This window comes from Streptomyces sp. NPDC012637 (assembly GCF_042954805.1).
Classification (GTDB): domain Bacteria; phylum Actinomycetota; class Actinomycetes; order Streptomycetales; family Streptomycetaceae; genus Streptomyces.
Genome location: NZ_JBIBDS010000011.1, coordinates 35,307 through 51,979, shown reverse-complemented (window position 1 = coordinate 51,979; position 16,673 = coordinate 35,307). Strand labels below are relative to the sequence as shown.

Sequence of the window (16,673 nt, the reverse complement as noted above, 5' to 3'; positions counted from 1 at the left end):
GGTCACACGGCTTTCTGCGCGGTGGTCAGGGCGGGGGAGGGGGCGGAGGCCGGGGCGGCGGTCGGGGGAGCGTCCGGTGTGTCCGGTGTGCGCTCGACGGACCGGGAGCGGGCCCGGACGGTCACCCGGGTGTCCGTGAGGGTCAGGGAGAACGCGGGAACGGGCACCGGGGGTCCGGGAGTCAGGGCACGCAGCTCCCACCGCGCCGCGATCGAGGCCAGCACGATGGCCATCTCCGTCCAGGCGAAGGACTCGCCCAGGCAGCCGTGCGCTCCGAGACCGAAGGGCAGGTACGCCTCGCAGGCCGGTCCCTCGGGCGTCCCCGCCCAGCGGTCGGGGCGGAACTCCTCGGGCTCGGGGAACAGCCGGGGATCCCGCTGCAGGGCGTAGTACGAGAACATCACCATCGTCCCGGCGGGGACGGCGATCCGGTCGCCGTTCCGCTCGCCGTCGAGCCGGCCGTCGAGCCGGATGTCGAGCCGGGTGTCGCGCCGCGCGGTCCGGGAGATCAGGTAACCCGGCGGGTACAGGCGCAGCACCTCCGTGAGGATCCGCCGGGTGAGGGGCAGGTGGGGCAGGTCCTCCGCGGTGGCGCACCGGCCGGCCAGCCGGTCGTCCACCTCCCGGTGCAGCGCCTCCCGGACCTCCGGGTCCGCGGAGAGCCGGTGGACCGTCCAGGCCAGGGTGCGGGAGACCGACTCGACGGCCGCGATGAGGAAGGTCATGATCTCGTCGTGGACCTGCTGGTACGCCAGCGGTGCTCCGCTCTCCGGGTCCCTGGCCTCCAGCAGGGCGGTGAGCAGGTCGCCCTCGTACGGCCACTGGGACGCCGCTGCTGTCCCCGTCCCCGTCGCCGCCCCTGGTGCCGGGCACGCCAGTCGGCGTGACACGAGCGAGCCGACGAGGCGGGTCAGGTCCGACATGCCGCGGCGGAAGCGCCGGTTGAGCGGCGTGGGCAGCCGGGACAGCAGTCCGGTCGGGTCCATGCCGTGGGTGCCGGCCCAGGCCATCAGGTCGGGGAGGGCGTCGACGACCGAGTCGAGCTCCCGCTCGGTGACGTCGGCGCCGAAGAGGCAGCGGACGACGGTCTCCGTCGCCAGGTGCGTGAACTCCCGGTCCAGGTCGAGCTCCTGACCCGGACGCCAGCGCGCGAGACGCCGCTCGGTCAGGGCGGTCATGGTCCGCGCGTGGTGCGGCATGCGCGACTGGGCGAGGACCGGCATCATGATCCGGCGCTGCCGGCGGTGGAAGGGGCCGTCCGTGGCGAGGAGACCGTTGCCGATGATCCTCTTCATGACCCGGAAGTGCGGGCTGAGCCCGAAGTCGCCTGCTCGCCGGGTCAGGAGCTCACGGATCGGCCGGTGGTCGTTGAGCACGAGCACCTGCTGCCGGCCGAGCCGGATCCGCACCGCCGGTCCCGATGCACGGAGTTCTTCGAGGAAGCCGAGGCGGTCGCGCGTCAGCCGTGCCGCGTGGCCGATGAGGGGAAGGCCGCCGGGGGCGACCGGAGGGAGGACGTCCATACGGGTGTGGTTCCTTGGTCTCGCGGGCTTCTCGGTCACTCCGCCGCGCCGGGCGTCCGGCCCGTGCCGCCGGGCCCGGGCGTCCGACCCGCGCCGCCGGGCACCGGCGTCCCGCCCGGCTCGGACGGCACGCAGTCGAGGGCGTGAGCGAGTCCGAGCAGCACGCACACGTCCGCGAGGGCGGGGGCGTCGTACAGCAGCGGACGGGGACCGGCCTGGTCGGGCACCGAGGTGAAGCCGCCGTCCGGACGCTGGTGGGCGACCAGGAAGTCGACGGCCCCGCGCAGGGCGGTCGCCGCGCCCGGTGCCCCGTGGGGCATGTGGGCGAGCGCGACGGCCGCGTACGCGGTGCTGATGGGATCGCTCGGCTCCGCGCCGCCGTGCCCGTAACCGCCGTCGCCACGCCTCCCGGCGGTCAGGTGGCCGAGCATCCGCTCGCGCAGCGGGGCGGTCGCTCCGGGCGGAGAACCCACGGCCCGGCAGGCGAGCACCGTCCGGAACACCGCGTTGGTGGTGTTCCGGCTCCAGCTGCTCTCCGGAGGCAGGGCGAGCCGGTCGGGGTCGGTGAGGTGGCGCAGCGCGTAGGTGAGGGCCGGTCGGCAACGCAGGCTCGGCGCCAGTGCGTTGACCGCGGCCGCGGTCATGGTCCGCTCGGAGGCCACGCCGTGGGCGAAGGTGGGGAACCCGCCGTCGTCGTTCTGCTGCGCGAGCAGGAAGTCCTCGGCCCGGCGCACGGTCTCCGCGTACCGGCCGGGTGCGCAGGCCCGCAGGAACTCCAGGCAGTAGGCGGTGTCGTCGGTGTCGCTCTGCAGCACGCCGCGCGTGAAGCCGAACCCGCCGTCGTCGTGCTGCAGCGCGGCGAGCGCCCGTGCGGCGGCATCGAGCACGGGGTGCTCCGTCTGCCCGGTGGCGGTGAGGGCCAGGCCCGCGAGGGCGGTGGTGAACACGTCCATGCCGGTGATGAAGGGCAGTCCGCCGTCGGCCCGCAGATGCCGCACCGTGTGCTCCGTCCCGCGCACGGCCGCCGCCCGCAGCACCGGGTGGTGCCGCAGGGCCAGCAGGGCCATAAGCCGCGCCAGATGGTTGCCCTCCCAGATCCGCTCACCGCACGCGACCGTCTCCAGCGTCGACCACTCGGCGTCGGTGATGCGCTCGGGGCACCCCCGGCCGTGGGCCGCGACCGCCTTCAGCGCCGTCATCTCCACCTGCAGCCAGGACTGTTCACCACGGGCCGCGTACGAATCCCACGACACACGGGGCCAGGGCACGGCGCCGAGCGCGGCCAGCAGGGTCCGGAACATGAGGCGCTTGCGTGCGGCGGTGAAGTGGCCGAACCGGTCGAGCTCGGCGTCCACCCCGGCCGCGCCGGCGGCACCACCGTCCAGCGCGGCCCGCGCGACGGCGACCTGCACGCCGTCGGGCGGCGCGGTGTCCAGGGTGTGCTTCAGATAGCGGGCCAGCCGGTCGCGGGCGCGATGGGCCGGCACCAGGTCGTCGACGAGGACCAGCAGCAGGGACGATTCGAGCACCCGGCTCTCGACCGGCGCCCGCACCAGCCCGTCGCTCCCGAAGAGCCCTGTCACCCGGCGGCTCAGCCGGTCGCGGCAGCGGCGCTGCTCCGGGGAGGCGGTCAAGGGGGAGAGGGCGGGAGGGAACCCGGCGGTGATCATGCGTTCCTATCGGTCGGTCACGGTCGTTCGGGATCACCGGCGGCGATGAGGCCGGCGAGGCGCTCCAGGGCCTCCCCGCCCGTCGGGTTGAACGGCTGCGGGGGACGGCCGAGCAGGTCGTCGAGCGGCACCAGCGCGTGCCACGCCACCTCGGCCTCCAGGGCGACCAGCCGGGCACCGGCGGGAAGCCGCCAGTGGTGCACGGCCAGCCAGCACGGCCCGTCGGGCGAGGAACGCCGCTCCCGCCACGCCTCGTACGGCAGGGCCGTGAGGGCGAACTCCTCGGCCAACTCCCGTACGGCGGCGTCGCGGTAGGTCTCACCGGACCGAACGGAGCCGCCCACCAGCACGTCGTGGTGGCCGGGCAGCACGCGGGCCGACGCGGGGCGCCGGTAGACGAGGACGCGACCGTGCCCGTCGTGCACGACCGTCGCCGTGATCCGGTGCAGCAGTCCGCCCGCCGGTGCGAGACCACGGAGACCCGTGGACACCGGACGGTCGGCCCGGTCCACATGATCCACAAGCTCACCCGATGCCGTCCCGGCAGGCGGATTCATCACGCTCGGTATCGAATACGATACGTAACGTAATGTCAAAGGCGGTGGGGTCGACCTCGCCGCCCCTGCCTCGCGGAGCTCCGTTGCGCGCAACCCGGGTACCACCCCGACCCGACGGCCCGGCCCCCGAACCAGCCCCCACCTTCGTCGAACGGCTCGGGTCGGCGCAGCGCCTCGGGCCGGTCGCCCGCCTCGAACTCGACGGGCAGAGCGTCGTGCTGGTCACCGGGGCCGAGATGGTCCGCGCCCTGCTCGTCGACGGCTCCGCACGCTTCACCAAGCACTCGCACCGTGCCCGCGTGCTCCTCGGCGACGGTCTCATCTCGGTCTCGGGGGACCGGTGGAAGCGCCAACGCCGCCGACTCCAGGGCTACTTCAGTGGAGCCGGACTCCGGGACAGCCTCCCGCACCTCACCGCGGCCGCCCGCCGGACCGCCGACCGGTGGGCCGCGCTCGCGGCCGAGGACGGCGCGACCACGGACATCGGCGAGGACATGCGCTCCTTCGCCCTGGACGCGATCTGGCGCGTGCTGACCGGCCGGGAGCTCGACGGGACGACGGCGCGCAGGCTGGCCACGATCGACGACGTCGTGGCCGCCCTCCCGACGATGGGGACCGACCCCGCCACGGACTCCGTCCTCGCGGACCGGCTCGCCGACATCGAGGAGGTAGCCCGCGAGGTGATCGCGGCGGCACGACGGGAACTCGGCTCGGGACCAGGCGCACCCCGGGGCATCCTGCACGACCTGCTCGACCCGGCCCTCGCCGACGAGAGCGGCCCCTACCCCGACGGACTGGTCCGCGACGAACTCGTCACCCTGGTCGTGGCCGGGTACGAGACCACGGCCACCGCCCTCACCTGGCTCCACCTCCTGCTCGACCGGCACCCGCGGTGGCGCGCCTGGGCACTCGACAGCGGCCCGGCGGGCTCCCGGGAACGCGGCCGGGCCCTCCAGGCCCTCGTCTCCGAGACCCTGCGGCTCTACCCGCCCGTCTGGCTCCTGCCCCGCCACGCCGCGACCGACGGCCCGCTCGGCACCGTGGACATCGAGTCCGGAACACGCGTCCTGGCCTGCCCGTACCTCACCCAGCGCGACCCGGAGCGCGTCCCCGACCCCGACACCTTCGACCCGACCCGGTTCCTCGGCGGCGACCGCCCGGCGCACGACACGCACCTGCCCTTCGGGCTCGGTCCCCGGGTCTGCCTGGGACGCCAGTTCTCCCTGCTGGAGATGGAGACCCTGCTGGAGGCGGTACTCCCCTCCTACGTACCGGAGTTGCTCGTCCCCGCTCCCGCCCCGGTCTTCGCCGCCACACTGCGCCCGGACGGCCCCCTGACGGCGGTGGTCCGCGCGGCGGGCCGCGCCGGCCACGCGGTCACCTAGCGCCTTTCCGGGCCATGGACCCCGGAACCGCCGCGTCCTTGTACGTCCTTGGTAACAGCCCCGTACGACGGGCATGTCCTGGCGCTTCCGCGTGCACACTCTGCTCGACAAGCAGTTCGACCACGGGGGAAGTGGACATGAACACTGGCTGGAAGTCCTACGCAGTCGGCGCCGCGGTGGTCGCCGGGCTGCTCACGGCCACGGCGTGCGGACCGAACGGATCGGGCGGGTCGGAGGGCGCGGGCGAGGGGAAGCCCTCGGACCGGCCGAGCGCGACGAGCCCGACGGGCCCCACGAGCGCGCCGCCGAGCGCGACCGGTTCGGCCGGGCCGAGCGCGACGGCCTCGGCGAAGCCGACCGGCAGCGGTGGCGGGAGCGGCGCCGTCGCCGACTGCGCCGTGGCGGACCTCGGGGTCTCCGCCGTCAAGGAGCCCGCGGACAGCAAGGAGTCCAGGCACCTCCTCATCACCGTCCAGAACGCCGGCGACGCGTCCTGCAACCTCCACGCCTACCCGTACGTGCGGCTCGGCGCGGACGCCCGGACCACGGTCCCCGTGATCAAGGACAGCGACCCGGACCCGGGCAGGCCCGTCACGATCGCTCCGGGCGAGGAGGCCTATGCCGCTCTCCTCGTCGCCGGCGGCAAGAGGGACGAGTACGAGGCGCGCAGCATCACCCTGACCCTCCAGGGCCGCAAGCCCGGCACCAAGGCGGGCAAGCCGGTCGACGTGCCCATGCCCGTCCCGACGCTGTACGCGGACGACGGCCAGCTCGTCACGTACTGGACGACTGCCGAGGGCGCCGCCCTGGACTTCATCATGTCCAAGTGACGGGATAGGTTGCCCGCCATGACCGAACCCGGACCCCTCACCGCCTGGCCGCCCGCCCCGCTGAAGACCGAACGGCTCGTGCTCCGCGAGTCCGAGGCCCGGGACCGCGCGGCGTTCGTCGAGCTGTTCGCCTCGCCGGAGGTCGGCACCCACATAGGCGGCGCCCGACCGCGTGACGAGCTCCAGCAGGCGATGCCCGAGGTCCCCGGGCGGCGCCCAGGCCTCTTCGTGGTCGAGCTCGACGGAGCGATGATCGGCATGATCACGCTCGACCGGCGCGACCCCGGGCGTCCCGGGCACGTCCGCCCGGAGGGCGGGGAGTTCGAACTCGGCTACATGTTCCTGCCGGTGGCGTGGGGACACGGGTACGCCGCCGAGGCGTGCGCGGCGGTGCTCGACTGGTTCGCCGCCGCGCGTCCCGGCGAGCCGCTGGTGCTCTCCACCCGGCTCGCCAACGACCGCGCGATGCGGCTCGCGGCGAAGCTGGGGTTCGCGGAGGCGGAGAGGTTCGAGGAGTACGGCGCCGAGCAGTGGTTCGGCGTGCTGTCCTCGTAGGCGGCGCGCGGCGCTCCTGGGATCACGTGGTGCGGCCGGGCAGGAGGCCCTGGTCGGAGACCGGCCCCAGGTGCGTGAGCTTGTCGGGGTTGGTGAGGGAGTGGATCGTCCGGATCTCGCCGTCGACGAGGTGGAGTTCGATGACGCTGAGGACGCGGTCCTCGGCGTCGTAGAGGACCGCGCCCGGGTTGCCGTTGATCCAGGCGGCCCGGAGGGTCGCGCCGAGCGAGCGGATGCGGCGGAAGCCGCCGAGCAGCATCCGGGCGGCCTGCCCGGCCTCGCGCACCGTACGGCTGATGGCCTGGGCCTTGCCGCCGCCGTCGCCGTGGAAGACGACGTCGGGCGCGAGCATGCCGAGCAGCGCGTCGAGGTCGCCGCCCTGGGCGGCGGTGAAGAAACGGCGGGCGAGCTCGGCACCCTCGGCACGTCGTTCACGGGAGAGCGCCGAGCCCTCGTGGGCCCCGGCCCCGGTCCGGGCGCGGGCCTCGGCGTCAGCCGGGATGCGACGGCGGGCGCGGGCGAAGATCTGGCGGCAGTTCGCCTCGCTCTTGTCGGTGATGCGGGCGATGTCCGCGTAGTCGTGGCCGAAGACCTCGCGCAGCACGAACACGGCACGTTCGACGGGTGACAGCGCTTCGAGGAGCACGAGGAACGCCATCGAGAGCGTGTCGGCCAGCTCGGCGTGCTCGGCCGGTCCCGGGCCGTCCGGCCCGTCGGCGGGCACGACGACCGGCTCGGGCAGCCAGTCGCCCACGTACGTCTCGCGACGGACACGGGCCGAGCCGAGGTGGTTGATGCCGAGGCGGGTCACGGCCGTCGTCAGATACGCCTTGGGCGCGGCGATGGCCGTGCCCGCGTTGTGGGCGCGGGTCATGCCGAGGAAGGCGTCCTGGACGATGTCCTCGGCGTCGCCGACCGAGCCGGTCATGCCGTACGCGAGGGAGAACAGCAGCGGCCGGTATCCCGCGGCCACCGCCACCACGGCAGTGTCGTCCTGCGTCTCCACCACTTTTTCCTCACCTCGGGGCCCGATCTGTCACAGCGCGCGGGGCCGCTCTGTCTGTAAGGGCGACAACGGCTCCGGAAGAGAGTGAACTCCCATGAACATCGCGCTGTGGATCGTGACCGGACTGCTCGCCACCGCCTTCGCCGCCGGCGGCGCTCTGAAGCTGATCATGACGAAGGAGAAGATAGCCTCCCACGGCGCCGCCTCGGCGTGGGTGGAGGATTTCACCGCGGCGAGCATCAAGGGCATCGGCGCCCTGGAGGTGCTGGGCGCGCTTGGCCTGATCCTCCCCGCCGTGCTGGACGTCGCACCGGGCCTCGTACCGGTGGCCGCGACCGGGCTCGCGCTGGTCATGGTCGGAGCGGCGGTCGTACGGCTGCGCCGACGGGAGTTCACGCTGGTGGTCGTGGACCTGGCGTACCTGGTCCTGCTGCTCTTCGTGGCGTGGGGCCGCTTCGGGCCGGAGTCCTTCACCGGGTGAGGACGGGACTCCGACCCGGGCGGCCGGGCGGCCCGGTGCCGGGGGCGGCCCTGGTGGCGGGGACGGCCCCGGAGGCGGGGCGGAGGCGGTGGCGGGGGAGCCGGCCGGGCTGACCGGGCCGGGCGGGCAACGCGGCGCCGGCCTCCGCCCGGCACAAGGCGCCCGGCTTCGCGCCGCTCGGCGAGCCGCCTTCGCGTCACCTTTCCTTTCGAGGTGGTGCCCGCCCGTCAGGTCGACGGAACAACGAGAGGGATGTCCGCGTACGGCTTCTCGGCGTGTTTGAGTACGGCTGTCGCCGCCGCCTGATGGCGGTGCAGCACCTGCGAGACGACGCGCACACCGCGCGGCAGGTCGTCACGGACCAGCACGTCGAGGTGGTCGGCGTGACGGACGTACTCGCCATGCTCGCCCTGTACGGATGTGCTGCCGTCGATCTCCGCGCGGCCCAGACCGGCTTCCCGGAGCGCGGTGGAGAGTTCCTCGGCGACCTCCTGAGCGAAGCGCCACGGACGCCCAGCGGCAGGCAGGGTGAGGGACAGCTGCCATGAACGACTGCCGGCCAGCGGGCTGCGGCCGAACCAGGCGGCCGTCAGCTCGCCCTGCTCCAGCCCCGCCAGGGCCTCCACGGCCCAAGCCGCTTCCGCCGGCGCGACCGGCTCGGACACCGCGCGCATCAGGACGCTCCCGGTGAAGCCCGCTTCGGACAGCGCATCGGAGAGCGGGCCGAGATGCCGGTGGCCGTCCGGTCCGGCGCAGCGGTCGAGTGCTTCCTGGACCTCGGCGGTGTGGACGGCGGGGTCCGACCGTACGGCGTCCAGCAGCTCCGCCGCGCGAACCAGCAGCCTGGACCACGTCGTGAAGGGGAAGTCGTCCGATGCGGGCTCCCGCAGGGAGTACAGCGGCACCTCGTCCCGGTCGTGCTGCGTCACCGCCCGGCAGCCGTCGGGGCGGACCGACCACTCGACGCCCGCGCCGCGAAGATCCCGCAGGTCGAACCAGTCCCGCGTTTCCTCCCGCACGCCCACCGTTCCGGAGACCGCACCGCCGCTCGCCCCCGTGGGCCGCACCGCGGCGAAGGCGGCGTCCGTCAGCGGGGTGATCGCATCCAGGTCCTCGTCCTCGGAGAGGAAGGCGAAGCGCAGCAGCAACGCCAGCATCGGGCCCGGATGCCGCAGCCCCGGGTCGTGCAGGGCCGCCGCGCGGCACAGCAGGTCGAGTTCCGGCCAGGTCATGACGTGGGGGTGGAAGTGCGCCATGTCGTCCCAGCCCACGGTCTCGGGCTCCGCGGACTCCGGCGACACGACGGCCAGGTCGACGTAGCTCACGCCCGGTTCGAACTCGAGCCGCAGCCCGAGGCCGTGGTCCAGCAGGAACTCCGCCCGGAAGACCTCGTCCTCCGCCTCCTCGCCCTCTCCTCCCTCTCCTTCCTCGTCCTCCTCCTCGCCCTGCCGTTCCTCCTCGTACGCCTCCAACGCCTGGTCGTCGAAGAGGTACAGGGGCCAGAAGTCAGGCTCCGCCATGCGGGCGGTCAGATCGTCGTCAGCCATGCGGGCACGCTACCGGTACGGTCCGACATGGCCCCCGCCCCCGAGTACCGGGTGGCCGACCGCGAGCCGCCCGGCCTACGGGGCGGGCCGCTCCGCCGGCCCGCGACCGCAGGGTCCGCAAGGTCGGGCCGTCAGGCGGCGGCGCGGCGGCAGCGCAGCATCTCCAGGGGCGGGTTGCCGTGGAAGTCCGCCCAGAATTCCTCGCCGAACGCGCGCACGCCGGCCTCGGAGATGGTCAGCGGGACCCAGGTCAGATCCGTGAACCCGGCCGTGCGCAGGCTGTGTTCGTACACCTCGCGGCGCGGCGCGGCGCCGACGAACGAGATCGGCGGGTCGAGGAGGGCCGTGATCCGCACGCGCGGTCCGGTCTCGATCGCCTCGCCGGTCGGCTCGCAGCGGAAGCCGTACTTGTCCAACGGCGGCCCGTCGAAACGGAAGTCGGGCGACTGGGCGAAGACGAAGAACTCGCCGCCGGGCTTCAGGTTCTCGTGCACGTTGCGGCACATCCGCTCCATGGCGGCGACGTCAGGCGCGTAGTTGAGACACTGGACGGCGAGGGCGATGTCGAACGCCCGGTCGAGCGTCGGAAGTTCGGCGACGTCGCCCACCGCGTAGGTGATGCCGAGCGGCACCTCCTGCTCGAACGCCCGTGCCGCGGCCACCATTTCGCCGGAGATGTCGACGCCGAACACCTCCGTGGCGCCGCGCCTCTTGAACTCCCGGCTGTAGAAGCCGGTGCCGGACGCCAGGTCGAGCACCGACTTGCCGCGCACGTTCCCGACCATCGCGAGGAAGCTCGGCACCTCTCCGTACTGTGTCAGTGGCAGGGAGTTGAAGCCCTCGAACGCCTCACCGATCTCGTCGTACTGCTGCACGCTCATGGTGCCGCCTCCCCGTGTTCGGTCGTCGTGCCGTGTCCGACTCGTGTCGGCAGTCTCTACGTGGCGCGGGGGACGCCCGTACTGGCAGAAGGCACGAAGATCCGGGGCACGCTCGTGGCGATGTCACAGTTCGGGCTGTCGCACCCGTCCCCTTTCACGACGAGGCGAGTCCACGACGCGGACTGCATGACGGCGCGAGGACACGAACTGCACGAGGACGCGAACTGCGCGAGGACGCGACGACGCGTACTGCGCGACGACGCGTACTGCGCAAGGACGCGTACTGCGCAAGGACGTGAACTGCGCGACGGTGCGAGAGAGAAGAGGCGATCACACGATGACCACGACCCCGACCACGATCCTGGTGACCGGCGGCACCGGCACCCTCGGCCGGCTCGTCAGCGAGCGACTGCGCGCGGACGGGCACCAGGTGCGGGTGCTGAGCCGGCGCACCCAGCCGTACGCCGTCGACCTGCGCAAGGGCGGGCGGGTGCTCGACGCAGCCCTGGACGGCGTGGACACCGTCGTGCACTGCGCGTCCACGCCGGGCGGCGGGGACGAGAAGGCGGCGCACGTGCTCGTCGAGGCGGCCCGCAGGGCCGGGGTGCGGCACCTGGTGTACATCTCGATCGTCGGCGTCGACCGGGTGCCGCTCCCGTACTACCGGGCGAAGCTCGGCGTCGAGCGGATCGTCGAGGAGTCGGGTCTCGGCTGGACGGTCCTGCGCACCACCCAGTTCCACGACCTGGTCCTCCGGATCCTGGAGACCCTGGCGAAGATGCCGGTGATGCCGGTGCCGTCCGGGATGTCCGACCAGCCGATCGAGGTGGCGGAGGTCGCCGACCGGCTGTGCGAGCTGGCCGCCGGCGAGCCCGCGGGCCGCGTCCCGGACATGGGCGGCCCCGAGGTCCGCACCTTCACCGACCTGGCCCGCACCTACCTGACCACGACCGGCCGCCGCCGACTCCTCCTGCCCGTCCGCCTGCCGGGCAAGGCCTTCGCGGGCTTCCGTGAGGGCGGCCACCTGACGCCCGGCCGGGCGGTGGGACGGGGCTCGTTCGAGGACTTCCTGGCGACGCGCTCGACTCCCTGACCGCTCCCCGGCTCTGCCGGGCGCCGTTCGGCACGGGGGTCGGCGTGCAGAGGGACGCCCGGCCCCCGGCCTTCGTGCGCCGTTCGCACCCTGATGCGGGCGTGGGTCGCGGCCCTATGCTCGGGGGACTGTCTGCTTGGGGGAAACATGACAATCGACGGTGAGGGATACGGGGTTCAGCCCGCCTCGCTCGACAGAAGTTCGCACCTCCTCTTCGAGATCGCAGTCCTGCTCCACGAAGGCAGGCCCGACGGAGAACTCTCGGTCCTGGCCCGCAAGCCGAGGGCCCACTACGAGGTCGGGCACGCCGTGGAGTTCTTCGCGCGCGACAGCCGCGAGCAGTTCCTCAGGGCGGTCTCGCTGATCGCCGCCCTCTCCACCAAACTCCGGGTCGCCAAGGGCGCCTACGTCGAGGTCGACCTCCAGACCAGGGCCGCGCTGGACGCGCTCCTGGACTTCGGCACGTACGTTCCCGCCCCCGAGAGATGGAGGCCGGCCCAGTGACGTACCGGGAGGACGTGGAGTTCCTGGAGCTGTGCAATCCGGCCCTGATCGAGCAGAACGGGGAGGAGTTCCGCCGGATGCACCTGCTGATCGCCTCCGTGGACGGCGGGATGTTCGAGGCGTCCGGCAGCGGCTGGGACAGCAAGGCGGCGGAGCGCTACGGGCAACGGCTCGACGAGGCCCACGACCTGCTCGTCTCGCTCCTGAGCGCGTACAAGACGGCCTGGCAGGCGCTGGTGACGTACTCCGACGGCGTGGCCGCGGCGAAGCGGCGGTACGAGGACGGCCGGCACACCGAGGGGCTGCTCTCGCAGACGATGGCCCGGGTCGCCGAGGCCGCCACCGACCGGGCGCGCCGGGCGGAGCCGCTGCGGCAGTGGGAGGACCTGCGGAAACGGACCGGAATCCTCGACACGATCGCCGAGTTCACCGCCGACGTGGACTCCATACGGGACGAGGCGGAGAGCTACTACGCGCAGACCCGGCAGGCGTACGGCGACGCCGAGCGGATCGAGCGGGAGGCGCGGGCGGTCTGCGTCGCCGACCTGGGACAGGCGCGGACGTCCGTTCCCGTCTACCGGGGCGCGGTCCCCGACCCGGCGACCCTGCTCGCGGGGATGCCCTCCTTCGCCGCCGAGGCCGCGCAGGCCCGGCTGGACCCCCGCGTCCAGCTGGCGGGCACCGGGCCGAAGGCGGAGGACATCTCCTCGCTCCCGGGCACCGACAAGGTGTCCCCGAAGCTGGCGGAGATCCGGGCCCGGATCGAGGGGCTGGGGCTGCCGTCGGCCAAGGACCACAACAAGTGGTTGCCGTCCGACTCCGACGCCGCGCGCCGCGAGTGGATCGAAGCCAACCGGGGCTATCTGCTGGACGCCGCCGCCTTCACCGGCATCCCGCCGGACGTGCTGGCCGGCATCGCCTGGCAGGAGGTCGAGGGCGCTCCGAAGATCGTGGACGACCTCGTCGACACCTACCGGCAGTACCAGGAGCACTTCAGTCCCTGGATCCAGTGGGCGGCGGAGCAGATGGGGAGGAGCGGGGACGCGGACACCACCTCGATGGGGCCGATCGCCATCCAGATCCGGCGTTCGGCCGAGGTCCTCGGCTACGACCCGCAGAACCTGACGGAGACCCAGCGGGCGGAGATCGAGCGCGCCACCCAGAACCCGGGCACCAACATCTACATCGCGGCCGAGTACCTGGCGCAGTTGAAGGCGGAGAGCGAGTTCGCCCTGGTGCCGCCGGAACAGATGACGCCCGAGCAGTACCGGGAACTGGCGGCCCGCTACAACGGCGGCCCGAACTGGCGGAGCGAGGAGGCGCAGGCGTACGGAGGCCGGTTCGCGAGAACCCAGGACGAGGTGAGGCAGGCACTGAACGGATCATGAGCCGTCACTGAACGGCCCATGAGCCGTCCGGGCGCGGCGACGCCCGGGCCGGCCTTCGCCGACCGGCTGCCGTGACACGGTTGCCCTGCGGTGGGCGCCGCCACCGCGTACGCCGGGTGCTGTCCGCGGATTGGCGACCGTCTGGTGTGTCGCCGGTGGTGTCCACGGGGCGCGGCGCCGGGGTCGCGGCGCCGCGTGGTGTCCGCCTAGCGGAACTCGTGGACGACGTCGATCGTGCCGACGATGTGCGCGTTGAACTCGTCCAGCTCCTCCGCGGGCACCCACAGCTCCAGGATCGTCCTGCCGCCGGCCTGCCGGACCGGATAGCGGGCCAGGAAGGCGGTGTCGACCTCGAAGCGGGTCACGTAGCCGACGCCGCTGTGCTTCACGTTCCAGTCCCGGGCGATCCGGATCGCGTAGTCCTCGTTGAGGACCGGGTAGAAGATCGGCTGCTCCGGCAGCCGCGGTGGCCAGGCCCGCCACGCCGACGCGCGCACGAGCTCCAGCTCCTGGGGACCCGTGGGTCGCCAGAGGGTGGTGGTCGCGCGGCGGCTGGTCATGGCTTCGCTCTCTTGCCGTGAGTACGGAGGGTGGAGCCGTGACCGTATCCGTGGCCCCGGGGCCGGGGCCACGGGATTTCAGGCGGGTCAGGCGGGCTGGAGCAGGTCCCAGCGGTTGCCGTAGAGATCCTCGAAGACGGCGACCGAGCCGTACGGCTCGTGGCGCGGCTCCTCCAGGAAGCGCACGCCGGCGGCGGTCATCCGGGCGTGGTCGCGGCCGAAGTCGTCGGTGTGCAGGAAGAACCCGACCCGCCCCCCGGTCTGCGCCCCGACAGCCGCCGCCTGGGCGTCGCCCTTGGCCCGCGCCAGCAGCAGCCCCGTCCCGTGCCCGCCCCGCGGCCGCACGACCACCCAGCGACTGCCGTCGCCCCGGTCGGTGTCCTCGACGAGCTCGAAGCCGAGGGCGCGGGTGTAGAAGTCGACGGCCTCGTCGTAGTCGCGGACGACGAGGGTGACGAGCGCGAGCGCGGGGAGCGCCGGAGGCGCGGGCTCGGTGGGCCGGGGCGGGGGAGTGGTGGACATGAGATCAAGGTAATACGTATGACGAAGCGGCGCCAACGGACGCGCGGCGACCTGCCGGGCCCGCCCTCCCGGTGGGAGAATGCCCCGCATGGACGCGCGGGAAGTGGAGCGGCTCGTCGGGCGGGCGCGGGGGCTCGTGGCGGACGGGCGGCGGCGGGTGCTCGGGATCGCCGGGCCTCCCGGCGCCGGGAAGTCGACGCTGGCCGCGCGGCTCGTCGCGCGGCTCGACGGGCTCGCCGCGCTCGTGCCCATGGACGGCTTCCACCTCGCCCAGGCCGAGCTGGAACGCCTCGGGCGCGCCGGGCGGAAAGGCGCGCCCGACACCTTCGACGCCGCCGGCTACACCGCCCTGCTCGCGCGGCTGCGCGCCGCCGAACCCGGCGTCACCGTCTACGCGCCCGCCTTCGACCGCGGCCTCGAAGAGCCGGTCGCCGGGGCGATACCCGTGCCGCCCGAGGTCCCGCTCGTGATCACGGAGGGGAACTACCTGCTCCACGACGAGGGCCAGTGGGCCGCCGTCCGTCCCCTCCTCGACGAGGCCTGGTACCTGGACCTGGACGACCGGCGCCGCGTGCCCCGGCTGGTCGCGCGGCACGTCCGCTTCGGCAAGGAGCAGGCCCACGCCGAGCGCTGGGTCGCCGGGTCCGACGAGAGCAACGCCCGCCTCGTGGCGCCCGGCCGGGACCGCGCCCATCTCGTCGTACGGATGGACTGAGAGGCGCCGCCGGCCGCGGGGCGGCTAGCGTGTGCGCCATGAAGCACGCGCCGGCGCTCCTCGTCATCGACATGCAGAACGCCCTCGCCGCGATCGCCCACCGGGCCCGCGAGACCGTCGCCGTCATCGCCGGGCTCCAGGCCCGCGCCCGCGCCGCCGGCGTTCCCGTCATCACCGTCCAGCACCACGGCAACGGCCTCGAACCCGGCACCGACGGCTGGCGCGTCGTGCCCGAACTCGCCCCCGACGACGGCGAGTCGGTCATCTCCAAGACCAGCGCCGACAGCTTCCTCGACACCGGCCTCGACGCCACGCTCACGGCGCTCGGCACCACCGAGCTCCTGGTCACCGGCTTCGCCACCGAGATCTGCGTCGACACCACCGCCCGCCAGGCCCTCAGCCGCCGCTACGACCTCGTCCTCGTCGCCGACGGCCACACCACGTCCGTACGGGAGGCGGGCGGTGGCCCCTACGCCGAGCCCGACGCGTCCGTCGCCCACCACAACGAGATCTTCCGCAACCTGGACTTCCCCGGCCGCAGCATCCGCGTACTGCCGGGCGCCGACGTGGACTTCAGGCCGCCGAGGGCGCGACGTCCGCCCGCGTGACACCGGCCCGCGTGACACCGGCTCGCGCGACGTCCGCCCGCGTGACCGCCGCACGCGCCAGGGCCCGGACGACCGGGTGCGGCCGGGTGCCGTCGCCCGCCAGTTCCGGCTGGAAGAGGGTCGCCAGGAAGAACGGGTGGCCGGGCAGTTCCGCGATCCGCACCTGGCCGTCCTCGTCCGCGCCCGTGAACCGCAGGCCGTGCGCCTCCAGCGTGTCCAGATGGCGGCTGTCGGGGCCGTAGTTGCAGTGGTAGCGCTCGGTCGTCAGCTCGGCGCCCAGGACCGACTCCGCGAGGGAGCCGGTCGTCACCCGTACCCCGCCCTCGTGACCCACCAGCGAGCAGGCGAGCGGTGCGAGCAGCAGGTCCGCCTCGTCCGCAGCCGGGTCGTTCTCGGCGTGCGCCGCACGCTCCAGACCGCAGACGTTCCGCGCGAACTCGAGCAGCGCGTGCTGGAAGCCCGCGCAGGTCCCGAGGAACGGGATCCCGCCCTCGCGCGCCGTGCGGATCGCGGCCAGCGCGCCCGCCTCGCTCGCGTACGGGCTGCCCGGCAGCAGCCACACGGCGTCGAAGCCCTCGACCGCGCCCGGCGCCTCCGCGTCGCCGCTGCGGATCCAGTACGCGTCGAGGACCAGCCCGTCCCGCTCCGCCAGCGCGTCGAGCAGCATCGGGATGCGGACGTGGGACTTCACGTGCGGGGAACGGTCGCCGACCAGGGCGATCCGCGGGACGTGGGTGACTGGGGAGGTGACGGGGGAACGGTGAGTGGTGTGCTCGTTCATGGCGACCATCCTGGGCGGCTCCGGCCGTTCACGTCCAACGATGAACACTGCATCGTCCATCACGATC

General features: G+C 73.4%; 18 protein-coding genes. 9 read left to right on the top strand and 9 right to left on the bottom strand.

Going from position 1 to position 16,673, the window contains the following annotated elements; translation table 11 throughout:
- Positions 1-2: 2 nt before the first annotated feature.
- The 3 genes from ACFY8W_RS34905 to ACFY8W_RS34895 are packed head-to-tail and all read right to left on the bottom strand — an operon-like array spanning position 3 to position 3,714.
- The gene (locus ACFY8W_RS34905; RefSeq protein ID WP_391114367.1) at positions 3-1,523 is read right to left on the bottom strand and encodes a cytochrome P450; all 1,521 of its coding nucleotides are present in this window, start codon (positions 1,521-1,523) and stop codon (positions 3-5) included.
- A gap of 35 nt (positions 1,524-1,558) precedes the next feature.
- The gene (locus ACFY8W_RS34900; RefSeq protein WP_391114364.1) at positions 1,559-3,157 is read right to left on the bottom strand and encodes a prenyltransferase/squalene oxidase repeat-containing protein; all 1,599 of its coding nucleotides are present in this window, start codon (positions 3,155-3,157) and stop codon (positions 1,559-1,561) included.
- A gap of 53 nt (positions 3,158-3,210) precedes the next feature.
- Positions 3,211-3,714, bottom strand: coding sequence for an NUDIX domain-containing protein (locus tag ACFY8W_RS34895; protein ID WP_391114361.1), 504 nt, complete (start codon positions 3,712-3,714; stop codon positions 3,211-3,213).
- Positions 3,715-3,833: 119 nt separating this feature from the next.
- Here ACFY8W_RS34895 and ACFY8W_RS34890 point away from each other — a divergent pair, with 119 nt between their 5' ends.
- The 3 genes from ACFY8W_RS34890 (at position 3,834) to ACFY8W_RS34880 (ending at position 6,520) form a co-directional block, all read left to right on the top strand.
- Positions 3,834-5,135, top strand: coding sequence for a cytochrome P450 (locus ACFY8W_RS34890; RefSeq protein ID WP_391114359.1), 1,302 nt, complete (start codon positions 3,834-3,836; stop codon positions 5,133-5,135).
- Between the two features lie 137 nt (positions 5,136-5,272).
- Positions 5,273-5,965 carry a DUF4232 domain-containing protein gene (locus tag ACFY8W_RS34885; RefSeq protein ID WP_391114356.1) on the top strand — a complete coding sequence of 231 codons (693 nt, stop codon included), beginning with the start codon at positions 5,273-5,275 and terminating at the stop codon, positions 5,963-5,965.
- 18 nt (positions 5,966-5,983) lie between these two features.
- Positions 5,984-6,520: a GNAT family N-acetyltransferase gene (locus ACFY8W_RS34880; protein WP_391114353.1), complete on the top strand. Its 537-nt coding sequence runs from the start codon at positions 5,984-5,986 to the stop codon at positions 6,518-6,520.
- Positions 6,521-6,542: 22 nt separating this feature from the next.
- On the opposite strand, the gene sigJ is transcribed toward ACFY8W_RS34880, so the two are convergent.
- Positions 6,543-7,526, bottom strand: coding sequence for an RNA polymerase sigma factor SigJ (gene sigJ, locus ACFY8W_RS34875; RefSeq protein WP_391114350.1), 984 nt, complete (start codon positions 7,524-7,526; stop codon positions 6,543-6,545).
- A 94-nt stretch (positions 7,527-7,620) separates the two neighbouring features.
- Here sigJ and ACFY8W_RS34870 point away from each other — a divergent pair, with 94 nt between their 5' ends.
- Positions 7,621-8,007 (top strand): DoxX family protein, encoded by a 387-nt coding sequence (locus ACFY8W_RS34870; protein WP_391114347.1) that lies wholly within the window; start codon positions 7,621-7,623, stop codon positions 8,005-8,007.
- Between the two features lie 227 nt (positions 8,008-8,234).
- Here the strand turns inward: ACFY8W_RS34870 and ACFY8W_RS34865 are convergent, their stop codons facing one another.
- On the bottom strand, positions 8,235-9,554 hold the full coding sequence (locus ACFY8W_RS34865) for a hypothetical protein (protein ID WP_391114344.1): 1,320 nt from the start codon (positions 9,552-9,554) through the stop codon (positions 8,235-8,237).
- A 131-nt stretch (positions 9,555-9,685) separates the two neighbouring features.
- Positions 9,686-10,435, bottom strand: a complete 750-nt coding sequence (locus ACFY8W_RS34860; protein ID WP_391114342.1) for a methyltransferase domain-containing protein — start codon at positions 10,433-10,435, stop codon at positions 9,686-9,688.
- A gap of 337 nt (positions 10,436-10,772) precedes the next feature.
- On the opposite strand from ACFY8W_RS34860, the gene ACFY8W_RS34855 reads away from it, so the two are divergent.
- The 3 genes from ACFY8W_RS34855 to ACFY8W_RS34845 all read left to right on the top strand — a co-directional run bounded on the left by ACFY8W_RS34855 (position 10,773) and on the right by ACFY8W_RS34845 (position 13,420).
- Positions 10,773-11,528: an NAD(P)H-binding protein gene (locus ACFY8W_RS34855; protein ID WP_391114339.1), complete on the top strand. Its 756-nt coding sequence runs from the start codon at positions 10,773-10,775 to the stop codon at positions 11,526-11,528.
- Positions 11,529-11,675: 147 nt separating this feature from the next.
- Entirely contained in the window at positions 11,676-12,032 is a 357-nt protein-coding gene (locus tag ACFY8W_RS34850) for a hypothetical protein (protein ID WP_391114336.1), read from the top strand.
- Positions 12,029-13,420 carry a hypothetical protein gene (locus ACFY8W_RS34845; protein WP_391114334.1) on the top strand — a complete coding sequence of 464 codons (1,392 nt, stop codon included), beginning with the start codon at positions 12,029-12,031 and terminating at the stop codon, positions 13,418-13,420. The genes ACFY8W_RS34850 and ACFY8W_RS34845 overlap by 4 nt, the downstream gene beginning before the upstream one ends.
- 206 nt (positions 13,421-13,626) lie before the next feature.
- Here the strand turns inward: ACFY8W_RS34845 and ACFY8W_RS34840 are convergent, their stop codons facing one another.
- A complete protein-coding gene (locus ACFY8W_RS34840; RefSeq protein ID WP_391114332.1) occupies positions 13,627-13,980 on the bottom strand; it encodes a hypothetical protein in 354 nt (117 codons plus the stop codon).
- Positions 13,981-14,067: 87 nt separating this feature from the next.
- Positions 14,068-14,502, bottom strand: coding sequence for a VOC family protein (locus ACFY8W_RS34835; protein ID WP_391114329.1), 435 nt, complete (start codon positions 14,500-14,502; stop codon positions 14,068-14,070).
- Positions 14,503-14,581: 79 nt separating this feature from the next.
- On the opposite strand from ACFY8W_RS34835, the gene ACFY8W_RS34830 reads away from it, so the two are divergent.
- Together ACFY8W_RS34830 and ACFY8W_RS34825 are read left to right on the top strand one after the other, a co-directional pair.
- Positions 14,582-15,217 (top strand): nucleoside/nucleotide kinase family protein, encoded by a 636-nt coding sequence (locus ACFY8W_RS34830; protein WP_391114327.1) that lies wholly within the window; start codon positions 14,582-14,584, stop codon positions 15,215-15,217.
- 38 nt (positions 15,218-15,255) lie between these two features.
- On the top strand, positions 15,256-15,825 hold the full coding sequence (locus tag ACFY8W_RS34825) for an isochorismatase family protein (protein ID WP_391114324.1): 570 nt from the start codon (positions 15,256-15,258) through the stop codon (positions 15,823-15,825).
- On the opposite strand, the gene ACFY8W_RS34820 is transcribed toward ACFY8W_RS34825, so the two are convergent.
- On the bottom strand, positions 15,791-16,606 hold the full coding sequence (locus ACFY8W_RS34820; protein WP_391114322.1) for a hypothetical protein: 816 nt from the start codon (positions 16,604-16,606) through the stop codon (positions 15,791-15,793). The two genes, ACFY8W_RS34825 and ACFY8W_RS34820, sit on opposite strands and share 35 nt — an antisense overlap.
- Positions 16,607-16,673: the final 67 nt, after the last annotated feature.

What these genes read in the sequence shown, in the direction of transcription:
- ACFY8W_RS34905 (WP_391114367.1), bottom strand. Translation starts at nt 1,523, where the DNA reads ATGGACGTCCTCCCTCCGGTCGCCCCCGGCGGCCTTCCCCTCATCGGC.
- ACFY8W_RS34885 (WP_391114356.1), top strand. Translation starts at nt 5,273, where the DNA reads ATGAACACTGGCTGGAAGTCCTACGCAGTCGGCGCCGCGGTGGTCGCC.
- ACFY8W_RS34880 (WP_391114353.1), top strand. Translation starts at nt 5,984, where the DNA reads ATGACCGAACCCGGACCCCTCACCGCCTGGCCGCCCGCCCCGCTGAAG.
- ACFY8W_RS34870 (WP_391114347.1), top strand. Translation starts at nt 7,621, where the DNA reads ATGAACATCGCGCTGTGGATCGTGACCGGACTGCTCGCCACCGCCTTC.
- ACFY8W_RS34865 (WP_391114344.1), bottom strand. Translation starts at nt 9,554, where the DNA reads ATGGCTGACGACGATCTGACCGCCCGCATGGCGGAGCCTGACTTCTGG.
- ACFY8W_RS34860 (WP_391114342.1), bottom strand. Translation starts at nt 10,435, where the DNA reads ATGAGCGTGCAGCAGTACGACGAGATCGGTGAGGCGTTCGAGGGCTTC.
- ACFY8W_RS34855 (WP_391114339.1), top strand. Translation starts at nt 10,773, where the DNA reads ATGACCACGACCCCGACCACGATCCTGGTGACCGGCGGCACCGGCACC.
- ACFY8W_RS34850 (WP_391114336.1), top strand. Translation starts at nt 11,676, where the DNA reads ATGACAATCGACGGTGAGGGATACGGGGTTCAGCCCGCCTCGCTCGAC.
- ACFY8W_RS34840 (WP_391114332.1), bottom strand. Translation starts at nt 13,980, where the DNA reads ATGACCAGCCGCCGCGCGACCACCACCCTCTGGCGACCCACGGGTCCC.
- ACFY8W_RS34835 (WP_391114329.1), bottom strand. Translation starts at nt 14,502, where the DNA reads ATGTCCACCACTCCCCCGCCCCGGCCCACCGAGCCCGCGCCTCCGGCG.
- ACFY8W_RS34830 (WP_391114327.1), top strand. Translation starts at nt 14,582, where the DNA reads ATGCCCCGCATGGACGCGCGGGAAGTGGAGCGGCTCGTCGGGCGGGCG.
- ACFY8W_RS34825 (WP_391114324.1), top strand. Translation starts at nt 15,256, where the DNA reads ATGAAGCACGCGCCGGCGCTCCTCGTCATCGACATGCAGAACGCCCTC.
- ACFY8W_RS34820 (WP_391114322.1), bottom strand. Translation starts at nt 16,606, where the DNA reads ATGAACGAGCACACCACTCACCGTTCCCCCGTCACCTCCCCAGTCACC.